The organism is Bdellovibrio bacteriovorus (assembly GCF_001592755.1).
In the GTDB taxonomy this organism is placed as follows: Bacteria; Bdellovibrionota; Bdellovibrionia; order Bdellovibrionales; family Bdellovibrionaceae; genus Bdellovibrio; species Bdellovibrio bacteriovorus_E.
The window spans coordinates 282,688-303,993 of record NZ_LUKF01000014.1 but is presented as its reverse complement, the minus strand read 5'-3'; the positions used below and the strand labels follow the sequence as shown (position 1 = coordinate 303,993).

Here is a 21,306-nt window from a genome sequence, read left to right as displayed (position 1 = left end):
CATTAGTTTGTTTATATAATCAAAGGAGGATTTATGAAACTATTCACATTATTGATTTTGTTTGCAGCCCAATTTTCTTTTGCTCAAACAGAAAAAAATGAAATTTCCGCTCAGTCCGTAGGTACTTTTGCAGATGGAACATCCTATGAAGTAAAAGTTATGCTGGGTGGGTCTGGCTCTCCTGTCGAGAAGCATATGCAACTGATACAAATCAAACAGGCTAACGGAATCGTATGCTATGGGATTGGCGAGTACCCATCCGGATCTTCTACAGGTAATCCTACAATTTCTTGTACAAGACCGTAACCTAAACTCAAGACTTCAAAAAATGAAGAAGCAAAAAAGGCCCCAGTTGAGGGCCTTTTTTGCTTCTAAAGTCAGTAGCTCTGAATAGTGATTGATGTTTGAACTTTCACTGGAGTTTCATCCTGGTTAGCATCGCGCTCTAGTCCGAAGACTTCCATCGTGCCGGTCGCAACGAATTGGTTAGTGGCGTTGATTCCACCACAATACATTGGACACGTAGTAGCATAAGATGCTTCGCCTACAGGTATAGCGGCTTCTTTGGTAAGACTATCAAACCAATTCCCTCGCAATGCTGCTAACTGGTCCCCACCATATTCACAAGTTACTGGAGTGGCGCTTCCTGGGATCTGGATCGATACGCGAATGAAAGCGATGATCAGGGTTTTGCTCGTATCTTTTCTATTGAAAGTGATTGTCGGTACTTTGAAGTAGCTCGCTGAAATATCTGCCGTAGCTACGTCTTCACCCGCATTTTCTTGAGCCAAGCAGCTGATCGCTGTGGCTGGAATCAGAGGAAGTGGCGAGGAAGTGATCGACACTTCCACGTTACTATCTTCCTGGGAACAAGCTACGAGGTTCGCGCTCATTAGAAGGAGCAGAACGTACATAATTTTCTTCATACGCGTTCCTTTTTTTAGAAGTCTTGAGTTTGCGGACCTGATGAATCAACCACTCCAATAATTCTTGGAGTTAAGAAAACCAAAAGCTCCGTCTTGTCTTTTCTCACGTTCTTCGTCTTAAACAGGTAGCCGAGATAAGGGACTTCACGCAGCCAAGGAACTCCAGTTTCCCCGTCTGTGGCATCACTTTGATAGATACCACCGATAACTGCGGTCTGACCGTTTTTCACAAGCACGCGAGTGTTGGCTTCACGACTGTTCACCGCGAAAGCGCCTTGGCCCGCGCCGCTCGTGTCGGCACCTTGGAACTGTCTATTCACGTTCACTTTCATTATAACAGAACCGTCAGCGGTCACCTGAGGAGTGACCTCAAGTTTCATTGTTAACGGTTTGAACTGGAACGTTTCCTGAGTCGCTGTCCCGTTTTGAGTCACTTGACGGACTGGAACCTCTGTCGTCTGAGTGATGTCGGCTTTTTCATTCGTCATCGTCATGATTCTTGGAGCCGAGATCACTTTTACTTGCTCTTCAGTTTCAGACAACGCCAAAGCCGCTTGCAAAGTTCCAAAAACGTCCAATGTACCCACACTCAAATTGAAGTTGAAGTTGCCGGGCGTTGTCGCTGTCGGATTGACGTTGAAGCTAGGATTCATGTTCACAGGGCCACGAGATGTGGAACCCAATTTGATGGGCGAACCTGTGGCTCCCCAGTTCACACCGATATTGCGTGTGAAGCTTTCTTTGGCTTCAACGATTTTACCTTCGACAAGGACTTGCGGAGGTTGAGTGTCTAAGCTTGCAATCAATTTTGCCGCGCGCTCTAGGTTTTCTTCGATGTCAGTTACAACTAACGCATTTGTACGGACGTCGCCCACCACACGACCGCGGTCACCTAAGAAATCTTTGATTTTCTTTTCTAGCTCGTCGACACGGGCATAGCTCACTGGGAACATGCGAACTTTTAACGGTTCAATGTTTTTGCGGGCTTGAGCAAGCTTATTGGCGTCGTCTTCTTCCGCTCTTAAATCTTGCAAAGGAGCGATACGCAATACATTGCCTTGACGAGTGTAGCCTAGCTTTTTCGCTTTCATGATAACAACCAAAGCTTGGTCCCAAGGAACTTGGCGAAGTTTCAGACTGATATTGCCTTTCACATCTTCAGAAAGAACCATGTTCACGCCACTTTCTTCAGTGATGAAGTTTAAAGCGTCGCGGATATCCATGTTGTTGGTTTCGATCGAAATCTTTTTACCGTAGAACTGCGTGTTTCCTGCCAAGAACTCTTGCAAGTTTTGACTTGGAAGAATTTGTTGTTCTTGAACTGGAGCCGCCTCGGCTACGGAACCTGCATCCCCCGAGCTGTTTGCAACGATTAACAATGCATTGCCTTCAGATTGCACCGTCGGCTCTGAAACGCCTTCACGAAGTTGGATGACAAAACGAGCTGTCGACGAACCTGGGTTCTGATAAGCATCGATGGCACCAACGCTGCCTTTAATATCGCGAGTGTTCAATGAACGCTTCAGACGATCAGGCAAAGTGGCATTGTCCACTTCAATAATAAATTGGCGCAAATCAGGGTTCGTGCGTGTCGTGTACGTCAAAGGCTTGTTCGCATTCACGATCACAGTTCCACCCGTCTCATTGGATTTGAACTGAAGGTCCGTGATCATTGCAGGTTCACCGTTGTTCACGACTTGCGGAGCCGACTCTGCAACTGGAGTGGGAATTGTCTCTGTCACCGTCGATTCTGCAGGCACATCGGGTGCTGGAGCAGATTCAGGAGTTGGCGTTGGCGCATCCGCTACGGTCGTATCCGCGAAAGGATCTTCCGTCGGTGATGTTTCTTCCGGAGCCGGAGTTGGAGGAAGAGTTTCCGCCTGCTGAGGCACATCGCTCGACTGATTGATTTCTTCTTCAATCGCTAGATCCTGGTCACCTTCTGGTGCTGGAGCGGCCTCTGCCTGTTGTTGTGAACCGGAATCTTCAAATTCGGCGAAATCATCTTGCGCACCAGAATCAGCCGGCGCTACTTCTGCAGACTCGCCTCCGTCCAAAGACAAATCATCGTCTTCCACCGGGCGACTTGCACAAGAGGTCAAAGATGCAATCATTGCACTTAGGATTAATAATCTAATGAATCCTTTCATTAGCTCCTCCTTAAGGTATTAAAACTATTTTCTCAACTCCAACACGCGAGTTTCTTTGATGGATTTTCCATCGTCATATTTCGTTTCTACGACGACAACTTCACCCTCGCGAATCGCCGCTACAAATCCTTCGTTTCGGCCAATTTTAGAGTTCTTAGTTACTGTAAACACGGCACCATCTGGATCGCGAACCATCGCTCGCGGCGTTGTTACATCCCATAGGATGCCGACGATTTGCAGACGATCAATTTCCCAACGTTGCAAAGGTTCTAAAATCTCTGCGGCCGCTTTACCTGCATCTGTAATTGCAGGACGAATTGTTCTAAATGGCTTAAACGGATCTCTTTTTCCAGTGGGATCGTAAGAATATCCATCACCTGGCAAAATACTTGATGTCTGCGGCGCCGGAGCCGTTGCTCCATCTCCGAACTGACTTTCCATCGGTGGAGGAGGTACATTCGGTTGTCCCGGAGGCGGCACTTGGGCAGCGGGATTTTCCATCGGAGGAGCCCCCGCTGGAGGAGTCCCCGCCGGAGGTGTTGTCGGCTTCGGTGTACCACCTGTTGGTGGAACTTGCGTCGCTTCCACTTCTTTTAAAAATTCAGGAGGAAGCTCCCCAGCTGAAGGGGCTTCTTGTGACTGCGCAGGCGTAATAAAACGCACACTGACTGCAAATGCCAGCCAGAGTCCAATTGCTGCGACTAAAATGTAAGACACAATCCATCTTACAGATTTCACTTGGGAGTCTCCGTACCTTCAGGTTTCTTAGTTTCAGGTGCTAATTTATAACCAACCACCTGACCTTCAAATTTTAACTTACCGCCCGTCACCGGTTCCGGTCTTGTTACGACAACATTCTTCACTCGTGACATACGTTCTGCGTTGGAAACGATGAACGCGAACTGCGCCAGCTCAGCATAAGTTCCCTCTAATGTCACATCCACGGGAACTTCTTCAACAACTTCTTTTTTCACGTTTTCCGCAGGCTTCTTTGCTTTTACGCTGACGCCGGAGTTACGAGCAAAATCATCAATGGCTTTATTGATATCAATAGAAAACAAAGCCGAAGGAAGACGACGAGAAATTTCTTGATACTTTTGACTTAGCTGACCGACTTTTTCCTGCATCTCTTGCACTTGCTTTAAAGTCGCGTCCGTATCTTTCTTCTTATTTTCTTCTTCCTGCAATTGCTGGGTCACACTGACGATTTGGGCATCAATAGCAGAGCCGTCATCGTAAAGTGCGTACCAGTAAAATCCTGTCAGCGCTAAACCGATGAGCAGAATCTTACTGATTTGTTGAGCTGCGAGAGTTTCAAAAAACTTATTCATTCAGGTCTCTCCAACAAGCAGCTGATCTCAAACTTTTTAAGTACAGAACCATCTTGGGTGACTTCGCTAGAGCTTACAAGATTCACGTCCATTAAGAACACGCTCTTTGTTAAAGCTTCTAAGAAGGCGGAAACTTCAAAATCACTGAGCGCCAGACCTTGGATATTCACGCGGTCCGGGTTGATCTGCACACGAGTCAACCAGGCCTTTTCGGGAATCACGGACTGTAACAAGTCCAAAACGCGCACTTCTCTTTGACGGTCTTTTGCCAGTTTTTCCAATGCGGAAATCCGGGCGGCCATCAAAGCTTCATCTTCTTTGAACTTTTTAATTTCGGCAACGGAAGCAGCCTGACGAGAATTATAACTTTGCAACTCGCTTAAAACCTGAGTTTTAGCATTGAGATCAGCGATCTTTCCCGGAATGTTTTGATTTTCATAAATGTATAAAGCGGCTGGTCCCACCAAAAGAAGAACCAAACGTTTCAGCGCTTCCTTCCGAGCCTCATCCGGAGAAACAAATCCGTCTGAAGAAATTCCTAAAGACGCTCCAACCGAAGGACTGACTGTGGATGTGGCAAGATTAATTTTAATCATGTCGCATCCCCCACCTCACGCAAGGCCAAGCCAGTCACTACAGCCGCGAAAGAGCTGATTTGTTCTAAGTATTCCGGAGAAAACTTTTTCGGATTGGCCTTCACACGTAGGAACGGATTGAAAGGCTCCATCAAGATGCCTGTCACGCGAGATACGGTTTCAGTAAGACCTGAAGTCGCAGAACTTCCGCCGGTGTAGAAACAACGGTTTAAAACCAAACCATTTGTTGTCGCGCTTAAGAAATCCAAACTGCTGCGAATTTCTTCGGTGACGGCTTCATTGGTTGCACTGATGATCGAGTGAACTTCATCAGGAACTTCACGACGAGAAATGGCACTTAGCTTGAGCGCTTCGGCTTCAGCCACCGTCACACCCATTGCTTTATGGATTTCATTCGTGTAGTTCGCACCACCAACAGGGATATCACGACAGAAAATAACTTCGCCGTTTTGAACGACAACGAAGTTAGTGATCGCGGCTCCGAAATTAAGAAGACCGATCACTTCACCAGGAATTTTTCCGTAGTTCAGTTCAAAGGCATTTGCCAGAGCAAAACCGCTGACATCTAAAACGCCGCAACTAAGTCCACTGATTTCGATAACCTGAGTGTACTGGGTCACAAGTTCGTTTTGCGCGGCGATCAACAAAATATCCATCGTATCTGGAGAGCTACTTCCAGTAAGAATGTGATGAGCTAAGCTGATATTGTTGATATCAAAAGGAATGTACTGCTCTGCCTCGAAACGAATTTGATCTTTGATAAGTTTTTTATCCATGCGAGGGATGGTGATTTTCTTTACGATCACCGCAGTTCCCCACATTGCTGTCGCTAAACTTTTACGTTTGGATTTTACTTCGTTGACCAGAGATTGAATCGCCACCCCGACTGAGCCGATGTCGACGATCTCTCCACCGGATACGGCATTGGGAGGCGTTGGCGCGAAACCAAAAGAAAGCAGTTGGGCTCCTTTGCCATTGAAGTCCATTTCAGCAAGCTTGATGGAACTCGTTCCGATGTCGAGTCCGATAACTTTCTTTGACTTAAAAAACATGCTTACGCTGCTTCCCCAGTTGTATCTACCAGATGTATTTTCAAAGACTTACGTCCTTTAGACACAAGTCCTAAATAATAAAATTATTTCTGGTTGAAACGTGAATGTCAAATAAGGGGTCTAGCAAATCAGATGAATATGAGCTTATAGTCCTAAGTCTAGCCGAAGCTAGACTCCCGGTAAGAAGAGATCAAAGTACCAAAGAGCGATTGTTTCACCGCCAAAAAGATAGAAGATCGCGCCTAACGCTAGATAAGGACCGAAAGGAATCACCGTCTTTAGTCCAGCTTTCTGCTTTCTCGACATGATGATGCCGACCACACTTCCCACGATGGCAGATGACATGATGACGAAAGGAATGGCCTTCCACCCTAAAAGAGCGCCGATCCAAGCTAGAAGTTTGATGTCTCCCCCACCCATACCTTCATTTTTTGTGAGTAGGTAATAGACATAGGCCATTCCCCACAAGAATCCGCCGCCCATCAGAACTCCTAAAAGAGCGTCCATAAATTCGCGGTGAGGATTCAAAGCGGCTCCGACAAGCCCGATCACGATGCCGGAAAGAGTGAACTCATCAGGCAAGATCATATGATCGAAGTCGATGAAGGTGCAAACCACCAAGCCGAAGATGAAAATCAAATACTCAAGTAATGACCAAGAAAAACCCACATAGTGGTAACTGAGAGCAAAAAGCGACGCCATGATGATTTCGACCAAAGGATAACGGAAAGAAAATTTGGCACCACAGTTACGGCAACGGCCACGCAGGATAAACCAACTCAGAATAGGGATGTTGTCGTACCATTTAATGGTTTTTTTGCAGTTGTAACAATAGCTACGAGGTTTGACGACACTTTCTTCTTTGGGAAGTCGGTAAATAACAACGTTACCGAAACTTCCGAAAATGGCACCCAGAATAAAGAAGACAATAAGAAAGAAAACGTCCTGATCAAACAATGTCTTTTCTCCTGAAGAAGAAATTCGTAATTAAAACTAATAAAAGCGCCCACCCGCTCATGTGCGCCACCATCCAAACAATATTTTGAGCCGGGATGCCATTTTCCAGAAAGTAAAAAGACTTCCAGTTCATGCGGTAAAAATTGGGAGTGATCCAATGGAAAACTTGAACCGCTTGAATGAAAAGAGCCTCTTTGCTTTTTTCTGCAAAAAAAGAAAGATCGCCAAGCCAATGACCTAATAAGAACACCATCACGCCCGCACCTAATGCGAGGACGGGACGGACGATAAGACTGAAACAAATGACTAAGCAAAGAATGATGGCACTTTCAAACCATAAACTTAAACAGATGACGGCGTAGGTACCTAAGACTTCCGGAGTTTTCCAAAGACCTAAAAGCGCGCACAAAAGCAAAGCCAAAGCACCGATCAAAAGTGTATTGAGTGCAAGAACGCCCAATAACTTACCTAAGATGAATTGATCACGGCTGACGGGCCGAGATAAAATCAACAAACAGGTTTGTTTTTCTATTTCTTTTGAAAGCAGATAAGAACCTGAAAAAAGAGAAACACCTAACGCGGCCACTTGGATCGCAAGAAAACCGAAGTCAGTCAGAATTTTTTGTTGTTCGGCGAAAGATAAGGCACCCAAAAGAAAGCTCAGACCTAAAAGTGCCACCGCGATAAGAACCACGACTAGGAACACACGCTCTCGCAACATTTCTCTTAATGTGGTTCGAGCCAAAGCCCACACCTTAGCCATGAGCTTCCTCCTTGCCTTTAAGGACAGAGAAAGCACGCTCCAGGCTTTGGAATTCCGACATGAAGGAGCTTAAAACACCATCATAAAGAATTTGCCCGCGATTGATGACGACGAGATGACTGCAAAGCTCTTCCATATCCTGAAGCAGGTGACTGCTAAAGAAAAGCGTGACCCCACGTTTTTGTTCTTCGCGTAGAATATCTTTCACCATGGCGCGACCATCAGGATCCAAACCAGACATCGGCTCATCGAGAATAAGAAGTTCCGGGCGAGTTAGAATCGCTTGCGCAATTCCGATTCTTTGCAACATCCCCTTAGAGTATGTGCGCAAACGGCGGTCCTTTGCTTCCATCAGATCGACTTTTTTTAGCGCTTCATGAGCGCGTTCGTAAAAATCTTTCAGTGACGAACCATAACAAAGATTCCAATGAAGTTTTAAAAACTCCATGCCCGTCAGAAACTCGTAAAGGTACGGGCGTTCAGGCAAATAACCAATACGGGTCTTGCTTTCGCTACTTAAGGGCTTACCGAAAAAAAGAATTTCGCCGCTATCGGGCCGAATGAAATCAAAGATGCATTTGATAGAAGTGGTTTTGCCGGAACCATTGCTGCCGACAAAGCCCGAAGTTTGTCCTTCGGGCAAAGAAAAGCTCACGTCACGAAGAACGTGGCGATCTTTTTCAAAGAGACCGCCTTTAAACGTCTTATTTAGCTTACGGACTGTAAGTACTGACATGAATTTAAGGTTTAAGCTCAAGTGCTTTTACCATCTCCCTAACAGGATCATACTGTTTAGAAGTGGCAGGCATCAAGTCGCGAGTCCCTAAAATTTCTGAGTAAGTGTTTTTATCTTGCAAGGATTCCAAAATATCGATGAGCGTGAACATCAAAGTGTGGGTCGCCTTCGGATAAAGGTCATAAAAATCCTGACGAACACAGAAAGGGTCATTTGGAATCGGAGCACTCATCCACAGCACACGATATTTTGCCTTTTTATCCGTGGCAAAAAGCTTCCACGCACCTTGTTCACCCTTGTCGTCATCACTGAAGACAGCCGCGGCTTCGACTTTTTTGGCTTCCAAGAATTGAATGGAGGCTTGATGATTTCCTGTGAATGCAACTTCCTTAAAATCTTTGTCTTTAAGACCCGCTTTTCTTAGCGCCACTCGTGGATAAAGGTAGCCTGAAGAAGATTTATCATCCACAAAAGCGATGCGTTTCCCTTTAAGGTCTTTGAGTTTCTTAATCCCCGATTTTTCAGGCGTAATAATGGCCGAAAAATAATAGGGATTGTGCCATACTTTTTTAAGCAGAACTTTGGCTTGGGCTTGTTGTTCCGCAACTACGTACGTCATCGAAGAGAAAAAGGCGAAGTCCACTTTCTTCGTCTTCATGGCCTCGATCAAACCTTCGTAATTTTTTGAAACATAGATATTTACGGGAATGCTGAGCTTGGATTGCAGCTCTTTGGCAAGAGCCAAACTTTGTTCTCTGAGAATTTCTGGATTTCCACCTGGAATCACACCGATGGTGATCGCAGGTGGATTGGCTTCCGCACCATTAGTTTCTGCAGCTTGAACAGTTGAAAAAACCAACAGCGTACAAAGTCCTAGAATAAGTCTTTTCAAAATTCCTCCATCGGGGTCAGGGCCTCGACAGATGATGACTCATTTCTTTCATTTTTCAAAGCAAGAACGAAGGCTTCAGCGGCATCACTTTCCGTTAGACAAGGGATATTGTAATCCGTGCAAGCTCGACGAATGTCGAAGCTGGCTTCGATCGCGCGTCGACCCGACGTCGTATTGATCACGAATGCCACTTCACCCGAGCGGATTTTATCCACGCAGTGAGGACGGCCTTCATCGACTTTTCTTAACGACAGACAGTTCACACCGTGATCGTTGAAGAAGGTTGCCGTTCCCGTCGTTGCAGAAACGCCGTAACCCATTCTTTGTAGTTCTTTTGCTAAAGAAAGCATTCCCTCTTTGTCTTTATCACGAAGAGAGAAAAAGACCTGACCCATCTTTGGAAGTCTTATGTTACTTGAAAGGAAAGCCTTGGACAGAGCTTCAGAATAATTTTTTCCGCGGCCCATAGATTCACCCGTGGATTTCATTTCTGGACCCAACAAGGAATCAGCCTCTGGGAATTTTTTGAATGGGAACACCACACCTTTAACCGATACGGTTTGCGTGTTTCTCCACTTCAAATTATCGAGTTTTAAATCTTTCTTCTTTTTACCTAGCATCGCCGCCACACCCAAATCAATCAGTGGGATGCTTGTAGCTTTTGCCACGAAAGGGACAGATCGAGAGCTGCGCGGATTGGCTTCGAGCATGAAGACCACATCGTTTTTCACGGCCAATTGTAAGTTCAAATGACCAATAACCCCGATACGATCAGCTAAGCGTTTGCTTAGATCTTCAATGCGTTCACAAGTTTCAGGTTTTAAGCGATGAGGAGGTAAAACGCCCATCGAGTCACCAGAGTGAACTCCGGCGGCTTCGATATGTTCAACCACTCCGCCGACGACAGTCCAATCTTGACCGCGAACTAAATCCACGTCGACTTCAAGAGCTCCGGCAAGAAACTGATCCATCAAACAAGGTTTGTCAGCAGAGATATAATCTTTGTGTCTTTGGAAGTAAGAAAGAAGCTCGTCACGACTTTCAATTACTTCCATACGACGACCGCCCAAAACATAGCTGGGACGACAAATCATAGGATAACCGACAGCTTCCTCATGTTGAAGTGCTTCGACAACCGATCCGGCCATGGCAGAATTGGGAATCTCAAAGTTCAACTCGCGGCAGATTTTAGAGAATAATCCGCGATCTTCAGCAAGATCGATAGTTTCCAGTGACGAACCTAAAAGCTTGAATCCCGCTTTGACTAATTCTGGAGCCACGTTGATGGGAGTTTGTCCGCCTAATTGAGCCACAAATCCCATCGGTTTCATAAAGCGCATAATTTCTGAAAGACTTTCTGCCGTTAGCGGTTCAAAGAAAAGAACGTCCGAAGTGTCGTAGTCGGTAGACACAGTTTCTGGGTTGGAGTTAACCATCACGACTTTGCTGCCCGCTTTTTGGAACGCTTTCACTCCCCGCACGCAGCTATAGTCGAATTCGATTCCTTGTCCAATGCGATTCGGACCGCTGCCAATAACAACGACGGCATTCGGAGCATCTACTTTTGCGGATACAGAAGGCCAATAAGAAGAATAGAAATAAGGAGTTGTGGATTCAAACTCGCCGGCACAAGTGTCGACTTGTTGGTATTTCGGTAAAACGCCGTGCTTTTCACGAAGAGCGCGAACGTCGGTTTCTTTTTTACCAGTCAAAGCCGCGATTCGAGCGTCTGTAAAACCTTTTCTTTTTGCGGCTAATAAGAGATCTGCATTGCCTTCGTTGAAGTCTTTTTTAATTTTTGCTTCAAACTTAATCAACGCATCAATCTGCTCTAGGAAGTAGGGATTAATACGCGTTAGATCTTCGATCTCGGCCACAGTTTTTCCGTCACGGAAGGCCTGGAAAAGATGGTAAATACGCTGGCTGTTGGGGTAAGAGACTTTTCCGATTTCCAAAGCCACTTCGGGAATGCCTTGCGGATTTTTTTCTAAACTCGCTAAAGCTTTCATCAGGGATTCTTGCAAAGTTCTACCGATCCCCATGACTTCACCGACGCTTTTCATCTGGGTCGTCAAAGAGTCTTTCGAACCTGGGAATTTTTCAAATGCAAAACGAGGGATCTTAGTGACAACGTAATCAAGTGCCGGCTCGTAACAAGAAGGCGTTACTTTTGTGATGTCATTCTGAAGTTCATCAAGACTGTAACCGATGGCGAGCAAGGCTGCGATCTTTGCGATAGGAAATCCAGTGGCTTTACTTGCAAGCGCAGAAGAGCGACTGACTCGCGGATTCATCTCAATCACGACGCGTTCACGCGTGGTTGGATGAACCGCAAATTGAATGTTGGCCCCACCCGTTTGAATGCCGACTTCGTTGATGATTTTGCAAGCTTCATCACGCATGTGTTGGTATTCACGATCGCTCAATGTTTGTTGAGGAGCGACCGTAATACTGTCGCCGGTGTGCACGCCGCACGGATCCAAGTTTTCGATGCTACAAACAACAACGAAGGTTCCTTTGTGATCGCGCATCACTTCAAGTTCAAACTCTTTCCAACCCAAGATGCTTTCTTCAACCAAAACTTCCGACGTCGGGCTTTCGTGAAGAGCTGTCACTAACATCTTTTTATATTCTTCAGGAGAGTAAGCAATCCCACCTCCGCCACCGCCCAAAGTGTAATTCGGACGAAGGATCATCGGGTAACCAAGATCTTCGGCGATTTGCATTCCATGCTCGAATGTGCGAACCAAGTGACTTTTCGGATAGCGTGCGCCGATTTTATCTAGAAGGCCGCGGAAGATTTCGCGGTCTTCTCCGGCTTTGATCACTTCGGGAGTCGCGCCTAACAATTGCACTTTGTGTTTTTGCAGAATGCCTTTAGCGTGAAGATCCAGCGCTAAGTTCAAAGCCGTTTGTCCTCCCAGTGTGGGAATGACGGCATCTGGCTTTTCTTTTTCGATGATTTTTTCTAGATAGTCGACCTTCAGAGGTTCAACGTACACGCGAGTAGCGATTTCGGGGTCTGTCATGATGGTCGCCGGATTGGAGTTTACAAGAATAACTTCCAATCCTTCTTTCATCAGAGCCTTACAGGCTTGAGTGCCGGAGTAATCAAACTCACAGGCTTGTCCAATTACGATGGGTCCAGATCCAATAATTAATACCCGTTTTAGGCTGGACTTACGCGACACTCTTTCCCCCTTTTAAATGCCTAATTTCCCCTCATTGGAGTAAATCATTTCAGGCCTTACATGTTTGTACTGTTCAAATTTATAACGCATTTTAATCAAGCGAAGCATCAACATATCAGGATCCAAATCCGGATCCTTGCGATGGCGTTTCACTTCGCTCAAGATAAACTTCTTCGCACTTTCTGGATGGAAGCAGAAACCGCGTGTGAAAACATAAGAATCCCCGTGAGGAATCAAACGCACTTCAAAAAGCTCGTCGGGATCAAAACCAAAAACATAAGACGACTGCTTCACGATCAGCTTTTTATTCGCCAATAGATCTTTGATATAAACGTCGCCGTTTTTGATTTTGATAAACTCAAAAATAGAATGACGGTGCTGCTTAAGAACTTCCAAAGTTTTTAGTTCTTCGTCAGAAAAGCGCAGCTCGCGCACCAGCAAACAAGCATCCAAAGGAGTCTGTCCGAAACCTTTCAGCTCGCGAGTGAAAAAATACCAATCATAAAACTGAGCCATACGGGATTCGTAGTGCTCTGAGTTTTCATCTAGAGTTCCGGCGTTATCGAAGAACTCTTTTTTAGCCATGACTAATTCATCTTTGAAAGAGTCGCTGACAAAGTGATTCAGAATTTTTTCAATCAGTTTTTCGTATTCGTTCATATCATCCGCTCAATAAAGAAACTAAACAGCCCGGAAGCTTCATGCGGTCCTGGGCAACTTTCAGGGTGATATTGTATTCCTAAATACTTGTTCTTTTCACTATAAAAACCTGCCACAGTGCCATCATTTAAGTTGGTGTGGGTGACTTGCGCGTCCGCAGGCAAACTGCTGGCTTCAACAGCATATCCATGGTTCTGACTGCTCATGTAAATCTGATTAAGCAGAGTGTCGCGAATAGGATGGTTGCTTCCGCGATGGCCAAACTTCAATTTATAGGTTTTAGCCCCTAAAGCGAGCCCCAAAACCTGGTGCCCCATGCAGATTCCAAAGATCGGTTTGACGCCGATCAGTTCACGAATAGTTCCCGCTGCCATTTTCACGTCCGCCGGATCGCCGGGACCGTTCGTGAGCATGATTCCGTCTGGATTGTAGTCCATGATCTCTTGCACCGTGGAACGGCTGTTAAAAATGCGGATTTCCGAGCAACGCTGTTGCAATTCACGAAGGATATTTTCTTTACTGCCAAAATCAAGAACTGCGACACGAGGACCGACCATGTTGTCGCCGCGACGGGTTTCTGCTTCTTTACGAGAAGCGAGATAAACCCAGTCTTTGTCCATTTTCTTTTTCTCTGCAATCAGAGCTTCCGCTTTTTGACGAGCGTCCGTTTCAGAAGTCGCCTGAACAAGAGCTCCCCAAGGAGTTCCACCTTGGCGTAAACGCAGAACCAAGTTGCGGGTATCAATTTCAGTTAAGAGAGGAATTTTATTTTCAGTCAGACGCTTCTTCCACGCCTGGTCACGCTCGGTATCTTGAATCTCTAGGCAGATAAAACCTTCGATCCAAAGGCGATTGGACTCCCAGACATCGTCTTCAACGCCGTAATTACCTTGCATGGGGGCTGTCATCACCACGATTTGCGTGAAGTAGGAGGGATCCGTTGCGATTTCTTCGTAACCAGAATGAGATGTGTTGAATACAACTTCTCCGGCGCGATTTTCACCACCTTGCCAAAGACCTGCGTAAACTTCACCACTTTCAAGTACGAGATAACCCTTCATTATTTCCCCTCCGTGACCGTCGCATACACGATGGCTTGGCGAATTAAAACTCCATTAGAAACTTGATCCAAAACTTGGCAGCGAGGATCTTGCAAAACTTCGCTGTCAAGTTCAGTCCCCTGATTGATCGGACCTGGATGCATGATCAAAGCCTTCGCAGACAATGACTGCAAATTCTTCGAAGTAAACCCATATTGATCGCGATAATCAGATAAAGAATATTTTGCTGAATGACGTTCAAGCTGCACACGTAACGCCATCGCCACCGTCGCCCAAGAAAGCCCTTCCTTCAAGGAAGAGAATACCTTGCATTTTGGATTTTCCGGTAAGAATTCAGAGGGGCCACACAAAGCCACTTCGTAACCCAGTTTTTCAGCCAGTTCAAAATGCGAGGAAGCCACACGACTGTGACGAACATCACCGACGATTAAGACCTTTTGCCCCTGGCAAGTTCCTAAATGCTTACGGATAGTGTAGGCATCCAACAGAGCTTGCGTCGGATGACCTTTCTTTCCCCAACCCGCATTCAGGATGGGCGCTTGAACTTTTTTTGCGAGGTCTTCTAAATCTAAATCGTCTCCGCAACGAATCACTAAGAATGACGGCTTCATCGCGTCCACATTCAAAACCGTGTCTTCGTAAGTCTCGCCTTTTTCTAAGCTAGTGCCCGATTTTCCATCAAGACGAAGAGGATAAATCCCCCAACGAGCGCAAGCGGTTTCAAAACTCATTCTTGTGCGAGTGCTCGCCTCAAAAAACAAAAGGGCTCCGGATTTTCCGAAGCCCTCAAAGGTCAACGCCTTGTCAAAGGCAGCAATCTTGTCCGCCACAGAGAATAGAAAGTCGATTTTTGTTTTTTCAAGGGAACGAAGATCAAGAATGGATTTATTGTTTCTAGATGACATCTAGAACCCAAGCCTATGGCCCGGCCAAATAGATGTCAATACACCGTGGAAAAAACTCTTTGCCAACGCACTGAAGGATAACGATCACCGCCCCATTTGCGTTGCCAATCCAGCGAGAGCCAAATAAACACGACTCGGCCGATCACTTGAGGCATCGGAACTGTTCCCCAATAGCGCGAGTCGTCACTTGCGTCACGATTGTCGCCCAATAAAAAGACTTCTCCCGGAGGCACAACCAGGGGGCCGAAATCTTTTTCTTCCGGTTGTTTTTGGAAAATCACTTTCCAGGTTTTTTCAGGAGTGATTTCTTCATAGATATCAAAAAGCTCTGGATTGGGATTGTCGCCGGGAACTTCCTGAGCTTTTTCGTATTTCAAAGCTTCATCATTCAAAACCAAACGCCCTTTGACGATTTGAACGCGGTCTCCCGGCAATCCTACAACTCGTTTCACATAAGTAACGCCAGGTTGATTGGGATAATTAAAAACCACTAAGTCCCCGCGTTCGGGCAAAGTGGCTCCCCATCGTTGTTGTGAAAAAGGGATCGGAAAGCCATAAGAAATGCGCGAAGAAAAAATAAAATCGCCTGGCTTTAAAGTGGGCTGCATGGAACCCGTTGGCACTTTGTAAGCCGTGACCAAAAAATTGCGCACAACCAGGGCACAAACGACTGCAAGAATTAATGTGGTCAAATACTCACGCCAACGATTCATGCCTAAATGCTACCTAATCCGAAGTGGTGCGAAAAGGTTTTTTATTGGAGTTTTTGGAAAAGGCGATTGAAACGAATCTGTGAGGGATCACAGACGAATGTCATTGTCGGCAAAGTGCTGTTGCAGGAAAGCCAGATCATCCAAGCTTTTCCGACGATGTAGTCATTTTTAACAAAGCCCCAAAAACGCGAGTCACTGGATTGATCGCGGTTGTCTCCCATAAAGAAGTACTGATTTTCGGGCACTTTGAAAACTTGGACTTCACCGGTGTTTTCTTCGTAAAGAAAACGAACGATGTGTTTTTGGCCGTCGAGAGTTTCTTGAAAATAGTGAAAACCGTTTTCGCCTTGAGGATCCTCAAATGAGCTTAACGGTAGCTTTTCACCATTCAGAGTGATTCGGCCACTTTGCACCTCGACGTTGTCGCCGGGAAGACCAATAAGCCGCTTGATATAATAAACATCAGGATTTTCAGGATACTTAAAAACAACGATATCACCACGCTTCGGCTGATCCCATTGCAAAAGCCACTCGTTGCTAAACGGAACGTGCAATCCATAGGCAAGTTTTTTTACCAGGATATGATCATGCACTAAAAGATTGGGAATCATACTTCCAGACGGAATCACAAAGGGCTCAATCAAAGCCCAACGAAGTCCCATCACCAGCAAAATAGGAAAAAGGAACGTTAGAATCGCTTGATTCCACGTTCCTTTTAAATTGCGTGTTTCGCCGTTTTTATTCATCAACTAATTAACAGGATGGAAGAAACGTCCCCAGCGGATCGTCAAAGGATTGCACAGGAATGGCAATGCCGGAATCGTCTCTTCACAAGAAAGCCATACGAACATCGCACGACCCAAAATATTCTGCTTAGGTAAGAAACCCCAAACGCGACCATCCGAAGAATTCATACGGTTGTCACCCATCACAAATAAGTGATCAGGCGGCACCGTCACCGGTCCGAAAGTTTCATAAATGTCACCTTTGCGAAGAAGAATCGCGTGGTTTTTTCCACCTGGAAGATCTTCGGTGAACTCGACGTAGTTTTCTTTGCTGTCGTTGATATTTCCGTCACGTTGGAAATCCGCATCGCGCAGCCAGTTGAAGTCGTCCATGTTCGCCGGAACTTTTTTATCAACTGGTTTGTCGTTGATATAAAGAGTGCCGTTTTCATAGTAAATCTTATCGCCAGGCTCACCCACGATACGTTTGATGAAGAACGTGCTCATGTCTTTAGGGTATTTAAAGACAATCACTTCGCCACGCACCGGTTCGTTAAATTTAACCAGCCAGTTTTCGCTAAATGGAACACGCAAACCGTAAGTCAGCTTGTTCACGAAGATATGGTCATGAATCAACAAGGAAGGAAGCATAGAGCCCGAAGGGATCACATAAGCTTCGATAAATCCCCAGCGGATGAAAAGAGCAATGAACACGGCCAGGAAAAGGGATCCCCAACCTTCAGTCCAAAAGTATTTCGTGCGCCAGTTCCAGCCATTCTTGTTGTTTGTCATGCTGATCTCCTTAGTCTTCGACTTTGAGGATTGCTAGGAAGGCTTCTTGAGGGACTTCCACATGGCCGATGGCCTTCATGCGCTTTTTACCCTCTTTCTGCTTCTCCAACAGTTTACGCTTACGAGAAATATCACCACCATAACACTTCGCGGTCACGTCTTTTCTGATCGCACCCAAGGTTTCACGAGCAATAATCTTCGCACCGATCGCTGCTTGAATCGCAACTTGATATTGTTGGCGAGGGATCAATTCTTTCATCTTCTCTGCTAACAAACGGCCACGGTTCTGAGCTTTAGAACGGTGAACGATCAAAGACAGAGCATCGATAGCTTCGCCGTTGATCAAAATATCCAACTTAACCAGGTCGGATTCTTCAAAACCGATGAATTCATATTCCAAAGAAGCATACCCTTTAGAAATTGATTTCAAGCGGTCATAGAAATCCATCACCATTTCATTCATCGGCAGCTTGTACTCGATGATGACTTTTTTATCGGTGACGTATTCCATTTTCAATTGGATACCACGTTTATCTTCGCAAAGCTTCAGGATACCGCCGATGTAGTCTGTCGGAGTATGCAAGGTTACTTTTACGTACGGCTCTTCGAATTTTACGATTTGAGTTTCCGCTGGCATTCCCGAAGGATTTTCCAACATCAACTCTGTGCCGTCTGTTTTGGTAATTCGGTAAACAACCGTTGGCGCTGTCGTGATGAGATCAAGATTGAACTCACGCTCCAAACGCTCTTGCACGATCTCCATATGAAGAAGACCCAAGAAACCACAACGATAGCCAAAGCCCAACGCCGCCGATTTTTCGATTTCAAACGTCAATGAGGAGTCATTCAGGCAAAGTTTATCTAAGGCATCCTTCAAGTTTTCGTATTCTGAAGCAACCACCGGGAAGATACCGGCAAAAACCATCGGTTTGATTCTTTGGAAGCCCGCTAAAGGCTCTGTCGCTGGATGCTTTGCCGACGTCACAGTGTCACCCACTTGAACGTCACGGATATCTTTGATACCGCAGATAATGAAACCCACTTCGCCCGCTTCTAAAGTATCTTGCATTGCAGGGAATGGTTTGTATTTACCCATGCGCAAAACTTCGTAATCACGGTCTGTGGCCATGAACTTGATCTTGTCGCCCTTTTTGATCGCTCCATCCATAACACGAACCAGAACGACCACGCCCTGGTAAGCATCAAACCAAGAGTCAAAAATCAAAGCGCGCGGAGTGAGCGAGCGATCTGCTTTCGGTGGCGGAACTTTTTCAACGATAGCTTCAAGAATATCGGTGATACCGATTTTTTCTTTCGCGGAAGCGTGGATGATACCCGTGCAGTCCAAGCCCACAGTGTCTTCGATTTGTTTTGCCACACCCTCTGGATCTGCAGAAGGAAGATCGATTTTATTAAGAACAGGAATGATCTCTAGATTATTTTCTAGAGCTAAGTATACGTTGGCTAAAGTTTGTGCTTCCACCCCTTGAGCCGCATCGACAACAAGAATGGCACCTTCACACGCCGCTAAAGAACGCGACACTTCGTAAGAGAAGTCCACGTGCCCCGGTGTATCGATTAAGTTGATTTGATAGGTGTTGCCATCTTTAGATTTAAAATCAAGGCAGACAGTTTGTGCTTTGATCGTGATACCACGTTCACGTTCTAGCTCCATGTTGTCTAGAAACTGATCCTTTTTTTCTCGATCAGAAAGCGCCCCGGTGGCAGTAAGAAGTCCATCCGCCAACGTTGATTTACCGTGGTCGATATGAGCAATGATAGAGAAATTTCGTATAAACTTAGGATCCATTGAGCCTCTTTTTTTCGTGCGCCCATTATATAAAAGAAGCGCCGAGTTGCTAGAGACAACTCGGCGCAATGATTAAGCTTTTTTTCCGCTTCCCGCTTTATTTTGCCGGGATTTCGCTAGGGCTTACTTTAGCGTGCTAACAGCGTCTTTCAATTGGTCCACTTTGTTGAGTTTTTCCCAAGTGAAACCTTCTTCATTACGACCAAAATGGCCGTAAGCTGCTGTTTTACTGTAGATTGGACGTAATAGATCCAATTCTTTCGTAATTCTTGCCGGGCGAAGATCGAAAACCTGACGAACGGCTTTTTCAAGCACTTCCGGTCCAACTTTGCTTGTTCCGTAATCGTTCACAGTAATGCTCACAGGTTCTGCCACGCCGATTGCGTACGCCACTTGAACCAAACATCTGTCAGCCAAGCCCGCACCCACGATGTTTTTAGCAATATGACGTGATGCGTAAGCCGCAGAACGGTCTACCTTCGAAGGATCTTTACCAGAGAACGCTCCACCACCGTGGGCACCATGGCCGCCGTAAGTATCAACGATGATCTTACGACCTGTTAGACCCGCATCACCCATAGGGCCACCCGTTACGAAACGGCCGGTTGGATTGATGAAGAATTTTGTTTTCGCATCAATCCAGTTTCCTGGGATGGATTTTTTGATCAACTCTTCAGTGATAAATTCTTTGATTGTGGCGTTAGAAACGCTGTCAGAGTGTTGAGTGGAAATAACAACAGCATCAATGCGTTTTGCAATGCCGTTTTCGTATTGCACAGTCACTTGGGATTTTGCATCCGGGCGCAACCAGTCCACACGACCGTCTTTACGAAGTTGCGCAAGGTCTTTCACAAGTTTGTGAGACATTGCGATAGAAAGAGGCATCAATTCCGGAGTTTCATTCACGGCATAACCGAACATCAAGCCTTGGTCGCCCGCACCTTGATCGTCAGACAAAGTCTCTTTCACGCCGACAGCGATATCGGGAGATTGCTGACCCACGGCGATCATCACGCCGCAAGTTTTATAGTCGAAACCTTTGTCAGAATGGTCATAACCAATGCGTTTTACAACGTCACGAGCGACTTCAGAGAAGTTCACTTTCGCTGATGTTGTGATTTCGCCACCAACAACAACCAAACCCGTTGTTAGCAAAGTTTCGCAGGCAACACGGCCCTTGGGATCTTGAGCCAAGATCGCATCCAAGATGCCATCGGAAATTTGGTCTGCCATTTTGTCGGGATGCCCCTCAGATACGGATTCGCTCGTAAAAAGGTAGTTTTTCACTGCTTTCGTTTCCTCATTAGAGAAAGGTGTTAATGAGCTCGGCTTGAGGCCTTGAAAAGTATAACCTCAAACCATCCTAAATGCCCTTCGCATTTAGCGAACGGCCAACCTACCAAACGACTCAAAAGGGGTCAAGAACCCTTGGGTTTGTGGTAATAAAAATAGCTCAGCTCTAAGAAGAATAAGGTGAAACCGCCGACCAAACCAATGAGACCCAAACCAATCATGAACTGAGCTAACGTACGCCCTAGCTCTGAAAGAGAAGACTCTGGCACCCAGCCCGCCTCTTCAAGGAAAAACATGGTTACGTAGGCCGCCGCGCAGATCAGGGTCCAAACGGCCGCATGAATTTTATTGGTCAGAAGACCCACGATCAGCGGAAGAATCGCAAACCAAATAAGAGTCGGAGAATAAAATCCGCCGGTATAAAACGAAAAGGAAAATTGGAAGATCATGCCGGCGATCACCATGTTGTAGGCCGCGACCGTCATCGATTTGGTCAGTCTATATACCACCGGAGAAAGTAAATGGATCGTGGAACACGTCACGCCGATCATACCCAAAGTTTTACCTTGAACGAAGAAAATCGAAATGAACGAATACGTCCACATCAACAAGCCCGTGATCAGGGTGATCAAAAGTAAGAGGCGGTATTTATAAAGGAGAGTCATTTTATCGTCCGTGACCGTGGTCGCAGAAAAAAGAATACTCTCCCAATAGTGATGAGAATCAGGTGTGTTCATATTATTCCAAAAACGT

21 protein-coding genes are annotated in these 21,306 nt (G+C 45.8%); 1 reads left to right on the top strand and 20 read right to left on the bottom strand.

What is annotated here, in order from left to right:
* Positions 1-33: 33 nt before the first annotated feature.
* A complete protein-coding gene (locus AZI85_RS09545; RefSeq protein ID WP_063243848.1) occupies positions 34-306 on the top strand; it encodes a hypothetical protein in 273 nt (90 codons plus the stop codon).
* Positions 307-377: 71 nt separating this feature from the next.
* Here the strand turns inward: AZI85_RS09545 and AZI85_RS09540 are convergent, their stop codons facing one another.
* From AZI85_RS09540 to AZI85_RS09445, 20 genes are all read right to left on the bottom strand, one after another.
* Positions 378-926 carry a hypothetical protein gene (locus AZI85_RS09540; RefSeq protein ID WP_063243847.1) on the bottom strand — a complete coding sequence of 183 codons (549 nt, stop codon included), beginning with the start codon at positions 924-926 and terminating at the stop codon, positions 378-380.
* Between the two features lie 14 nt (positions 927-940).
* Complete coding sequence (pilQ, locus tag AZI85_RS09535) at positions 941-3,076, bottom strand: type IV pilus secretin PilQ (RefSeq protein ID WP_063243846.1); 2,136 nt, start codon at positions 3,074-3,076, stop codon at positions 941-943.
* Positions 3,077-3,100: 24 nt separating this feature from the next.
* Complete coding sequence (locus AZI85_RS09530) at positions 3,101-3,814, bottom strand: pilus assembly protein PilP (RefSeq protein ID WP_063243845.1); 714 nt, start codon at positions 3,812-3,814, stop codon at positions 3,101-3,103.
* Positions 3,811-4,407 (bottom strand): type 4a pilus biogenesis protein PilO, encoded by a 597-nt coding sequence (pilO, locus tag AZI85_RS09525; RefSeq protein ID WP_063243844.1) that lies wholly within the window; start codon positions 4,405-4,407, stop codon positions 3,811-3,813. Before pilO ends, AZI85_RS09530 begins: the two co-directional genes overlap by 4 nt.
* Complete coding sequence (locus tag AZI85_RS09520) at positions 4,404-5,003, bottom strand: PilN domain-containing protein (protein ID WP_063209869.1); 600 nt, start codon at positions 5,001-5,003, stop codon at positions 4,404-4,406. The genes pilO and AZI85_RS09520 overlap by 4 nt, the downstream gene beginning before the upstream one ends.
* A complete protein-coding gene (gene pilM, locus AZI85_RS09515; RefSeq protein WP_063243843.1) occupies positions 5,000-6,055 on the bottom strand; it encodes a type IV pilus assembly protein PilM in 1,056 nt (351 codons plus the stop codon). The genes AZI85_RS09520 and pilM overlap by 4 nt, the downstream gene beginning before the upstream one ends.
* A gap of 168 nt (positions 6,056-6,223) precedes the next feature.
* A complete protein-coding gene (locus tag AZI85_RS09510) occupies positions 6,224-7,012 on the bottom strand; it encodes a prepilin peptidase (RefSeq protein WP_063243842.1) in 789 nt (262 codons plus the stop codon).
* Positions 7,005-7,775 (bottom strand): ABC transporter permease, encoded by a 771-nt coding sequence (locus AZI85_RS09505; protein WP_063243841.1) that lies wholly within the window; start codon positions 7,773-7,775, stop codon positions 7,005-7,007. Before AZI85_RS09505 ends, AZI85_RS09510 begins: the two co-directional genes overlap by 8 nt.
* Positions 7,768-8,511: an ABC transporter ATP-binding protein gene (locus AZI85_RS09500; RefSeq protein WP_063243840.1), complete on the bottom strand. Its 744-nt coding sequence runs from the start codon at positions 8,509-8,511 to the stop codon at positions 7,768-7,770. Before AZI85_RS09500 ends, AZI85_RS09505 begins: the two co-directional genes overlap by 8 nt.
* 4 nt (positions 8,512-8,515) lie before the next feature.
* Positions 8,516-9,403: a substrate-binding domain-containing protein gene (locus tag AZI85_RS09495; RefSeq protein WP_063243839.1), complete on the bottom strand. Its 888-nt coding sequence runs from the start codon at positions 9,401-9,403 to the stop codon at positions 8,516-8,518.
* Positions 9,400-12,594, bottom strand: coding sequence for a carbamoyl-phosphate synthase large subunit (carB, locus tag AZI85_RS09490; RefSeq protein WP_063243838.1), 3,195 nt, complete (start codon positions 12,592-12,594; stop codon positions 9,400-9,402). The genes AZI85_RS09495 and carB overlap by 4 nt, the downstream gene beginning before the upstream one ends.
* A 12-nt stretch (positions 12,595-12,606) precedes the next feature.
* Positions 12,607-13,254 (bottom strand): hypothetical protein, encoded by a 648-nt coding sequence (locus AZI85_RS09485; RefSeq protein ID WP_063243837.1) that lies wholly within the window; start codon positions 13,252-13,254, stop codon positions 12,607-12,609.
* Positions 13,251-14,315: a glutamine-hydrolyzing carbamoyl-phosphate synthase small subunit gene (gene carA, locus AZI85_RS09480; protein ID WP_063243836.1), complete on the bottom strand. Its 1,065-nt coding sequence runs from the start codon at positions 14,313-14,315 to the stop codon at positions 13,251-13,253. Before carA ends, AZI85_RS09485 begins: the two co-directional genes overlap by 4 nt.
* The gene (locus AZI85_RS09475; RefSeq protein WP_063243835.1) at positions 14,315-15,220 is read right to left on the bottom strand and encodes an aspartate carbamoyltransferase catalytic subunit; all 906 of its coding nucleotides are present in this window, start codon (positions 15,218-15,220) and stop codon (positions 14,315-14,317) included. The genes carA and AZI85_RS09475 overlap by 1 nt, the downstream gene beginning before the upstream one ends.
* A 35-nt stretch (positions 15,221-15,255) precedes the next feature.
* Entirely contained in the window at positions 15,256-15,933 is a 678-nt protein-coding gene (lepB, locus tag AZI85_RS09470) for a signal peptidase I (protein ID WP_063243834.1), read from the bottom strand.
* A 41-nt stretch (positions 15,934-15,974) separates the two neighbouring features.
* The gene (gene lepB, locus AZI85_RS09465; RefSeq protein ID WP_063243833.1) at positions 15,975-16,679 is read right to left on the bottom strand and encodes a signal peptidase I; all 705 of its coding nucleotides are present in this window, start codon (positions 16,677-16,679) and stop codon (positions 15,975-15,977) included.
* A gap of 3 nt (positions 16,680-16,682) precedes the next feature.
* Positions 16,683-17,450: a signal peptidase I gene (lepB, locus tag AZI85_RS09460; protein WP_063209846.1), complete on the bottom strand. Its 768-nt coding sequence runs from the start codon at positions 17,448-17,450 to the stop codon at positions 16,683-16,685.
* Between the two features lie 10 nt (positions 17,451-17,460).
* Positions 17,461-19,260, bottom strand: a complete 1,800-nt coding sequence (lepA, locus tag AZI85_RS09455) for a translation elongation factor 4 (protein WP_063209844.1) — start codon at positions 19,258-19,260, stop codon at positions 17,461-17,463.
* A gap of 123 nt (positions 19,261-19,383) precedes the next feature.
* On the bottom strand, positions 19,384-20,547 hold the full coding sequence (gene metK, locus AZI85_RS09450) for a methionine adenosyltransferase (protein WP_081110968.1): 1,164 nt from the start codon (positions 20,545-20,547) through the stop codon (positions 19,384-19,386).
* A gap of 131 nt (positions 20,548-20,678) precedes the next feature.
* Positions 20,679-21,290 (bottom strand): hypothetical protein, encoded by a 612-nt coding sequence (locus AZI85_RS09445; RefSeq protein ID WP_063243832.1) that lies wholly within the window; start codon positions 21,288-21,290, stop codon positions 20,679-20,681.
* Positions 21,291-21,306: the final 16 nt, after the last annotated feature.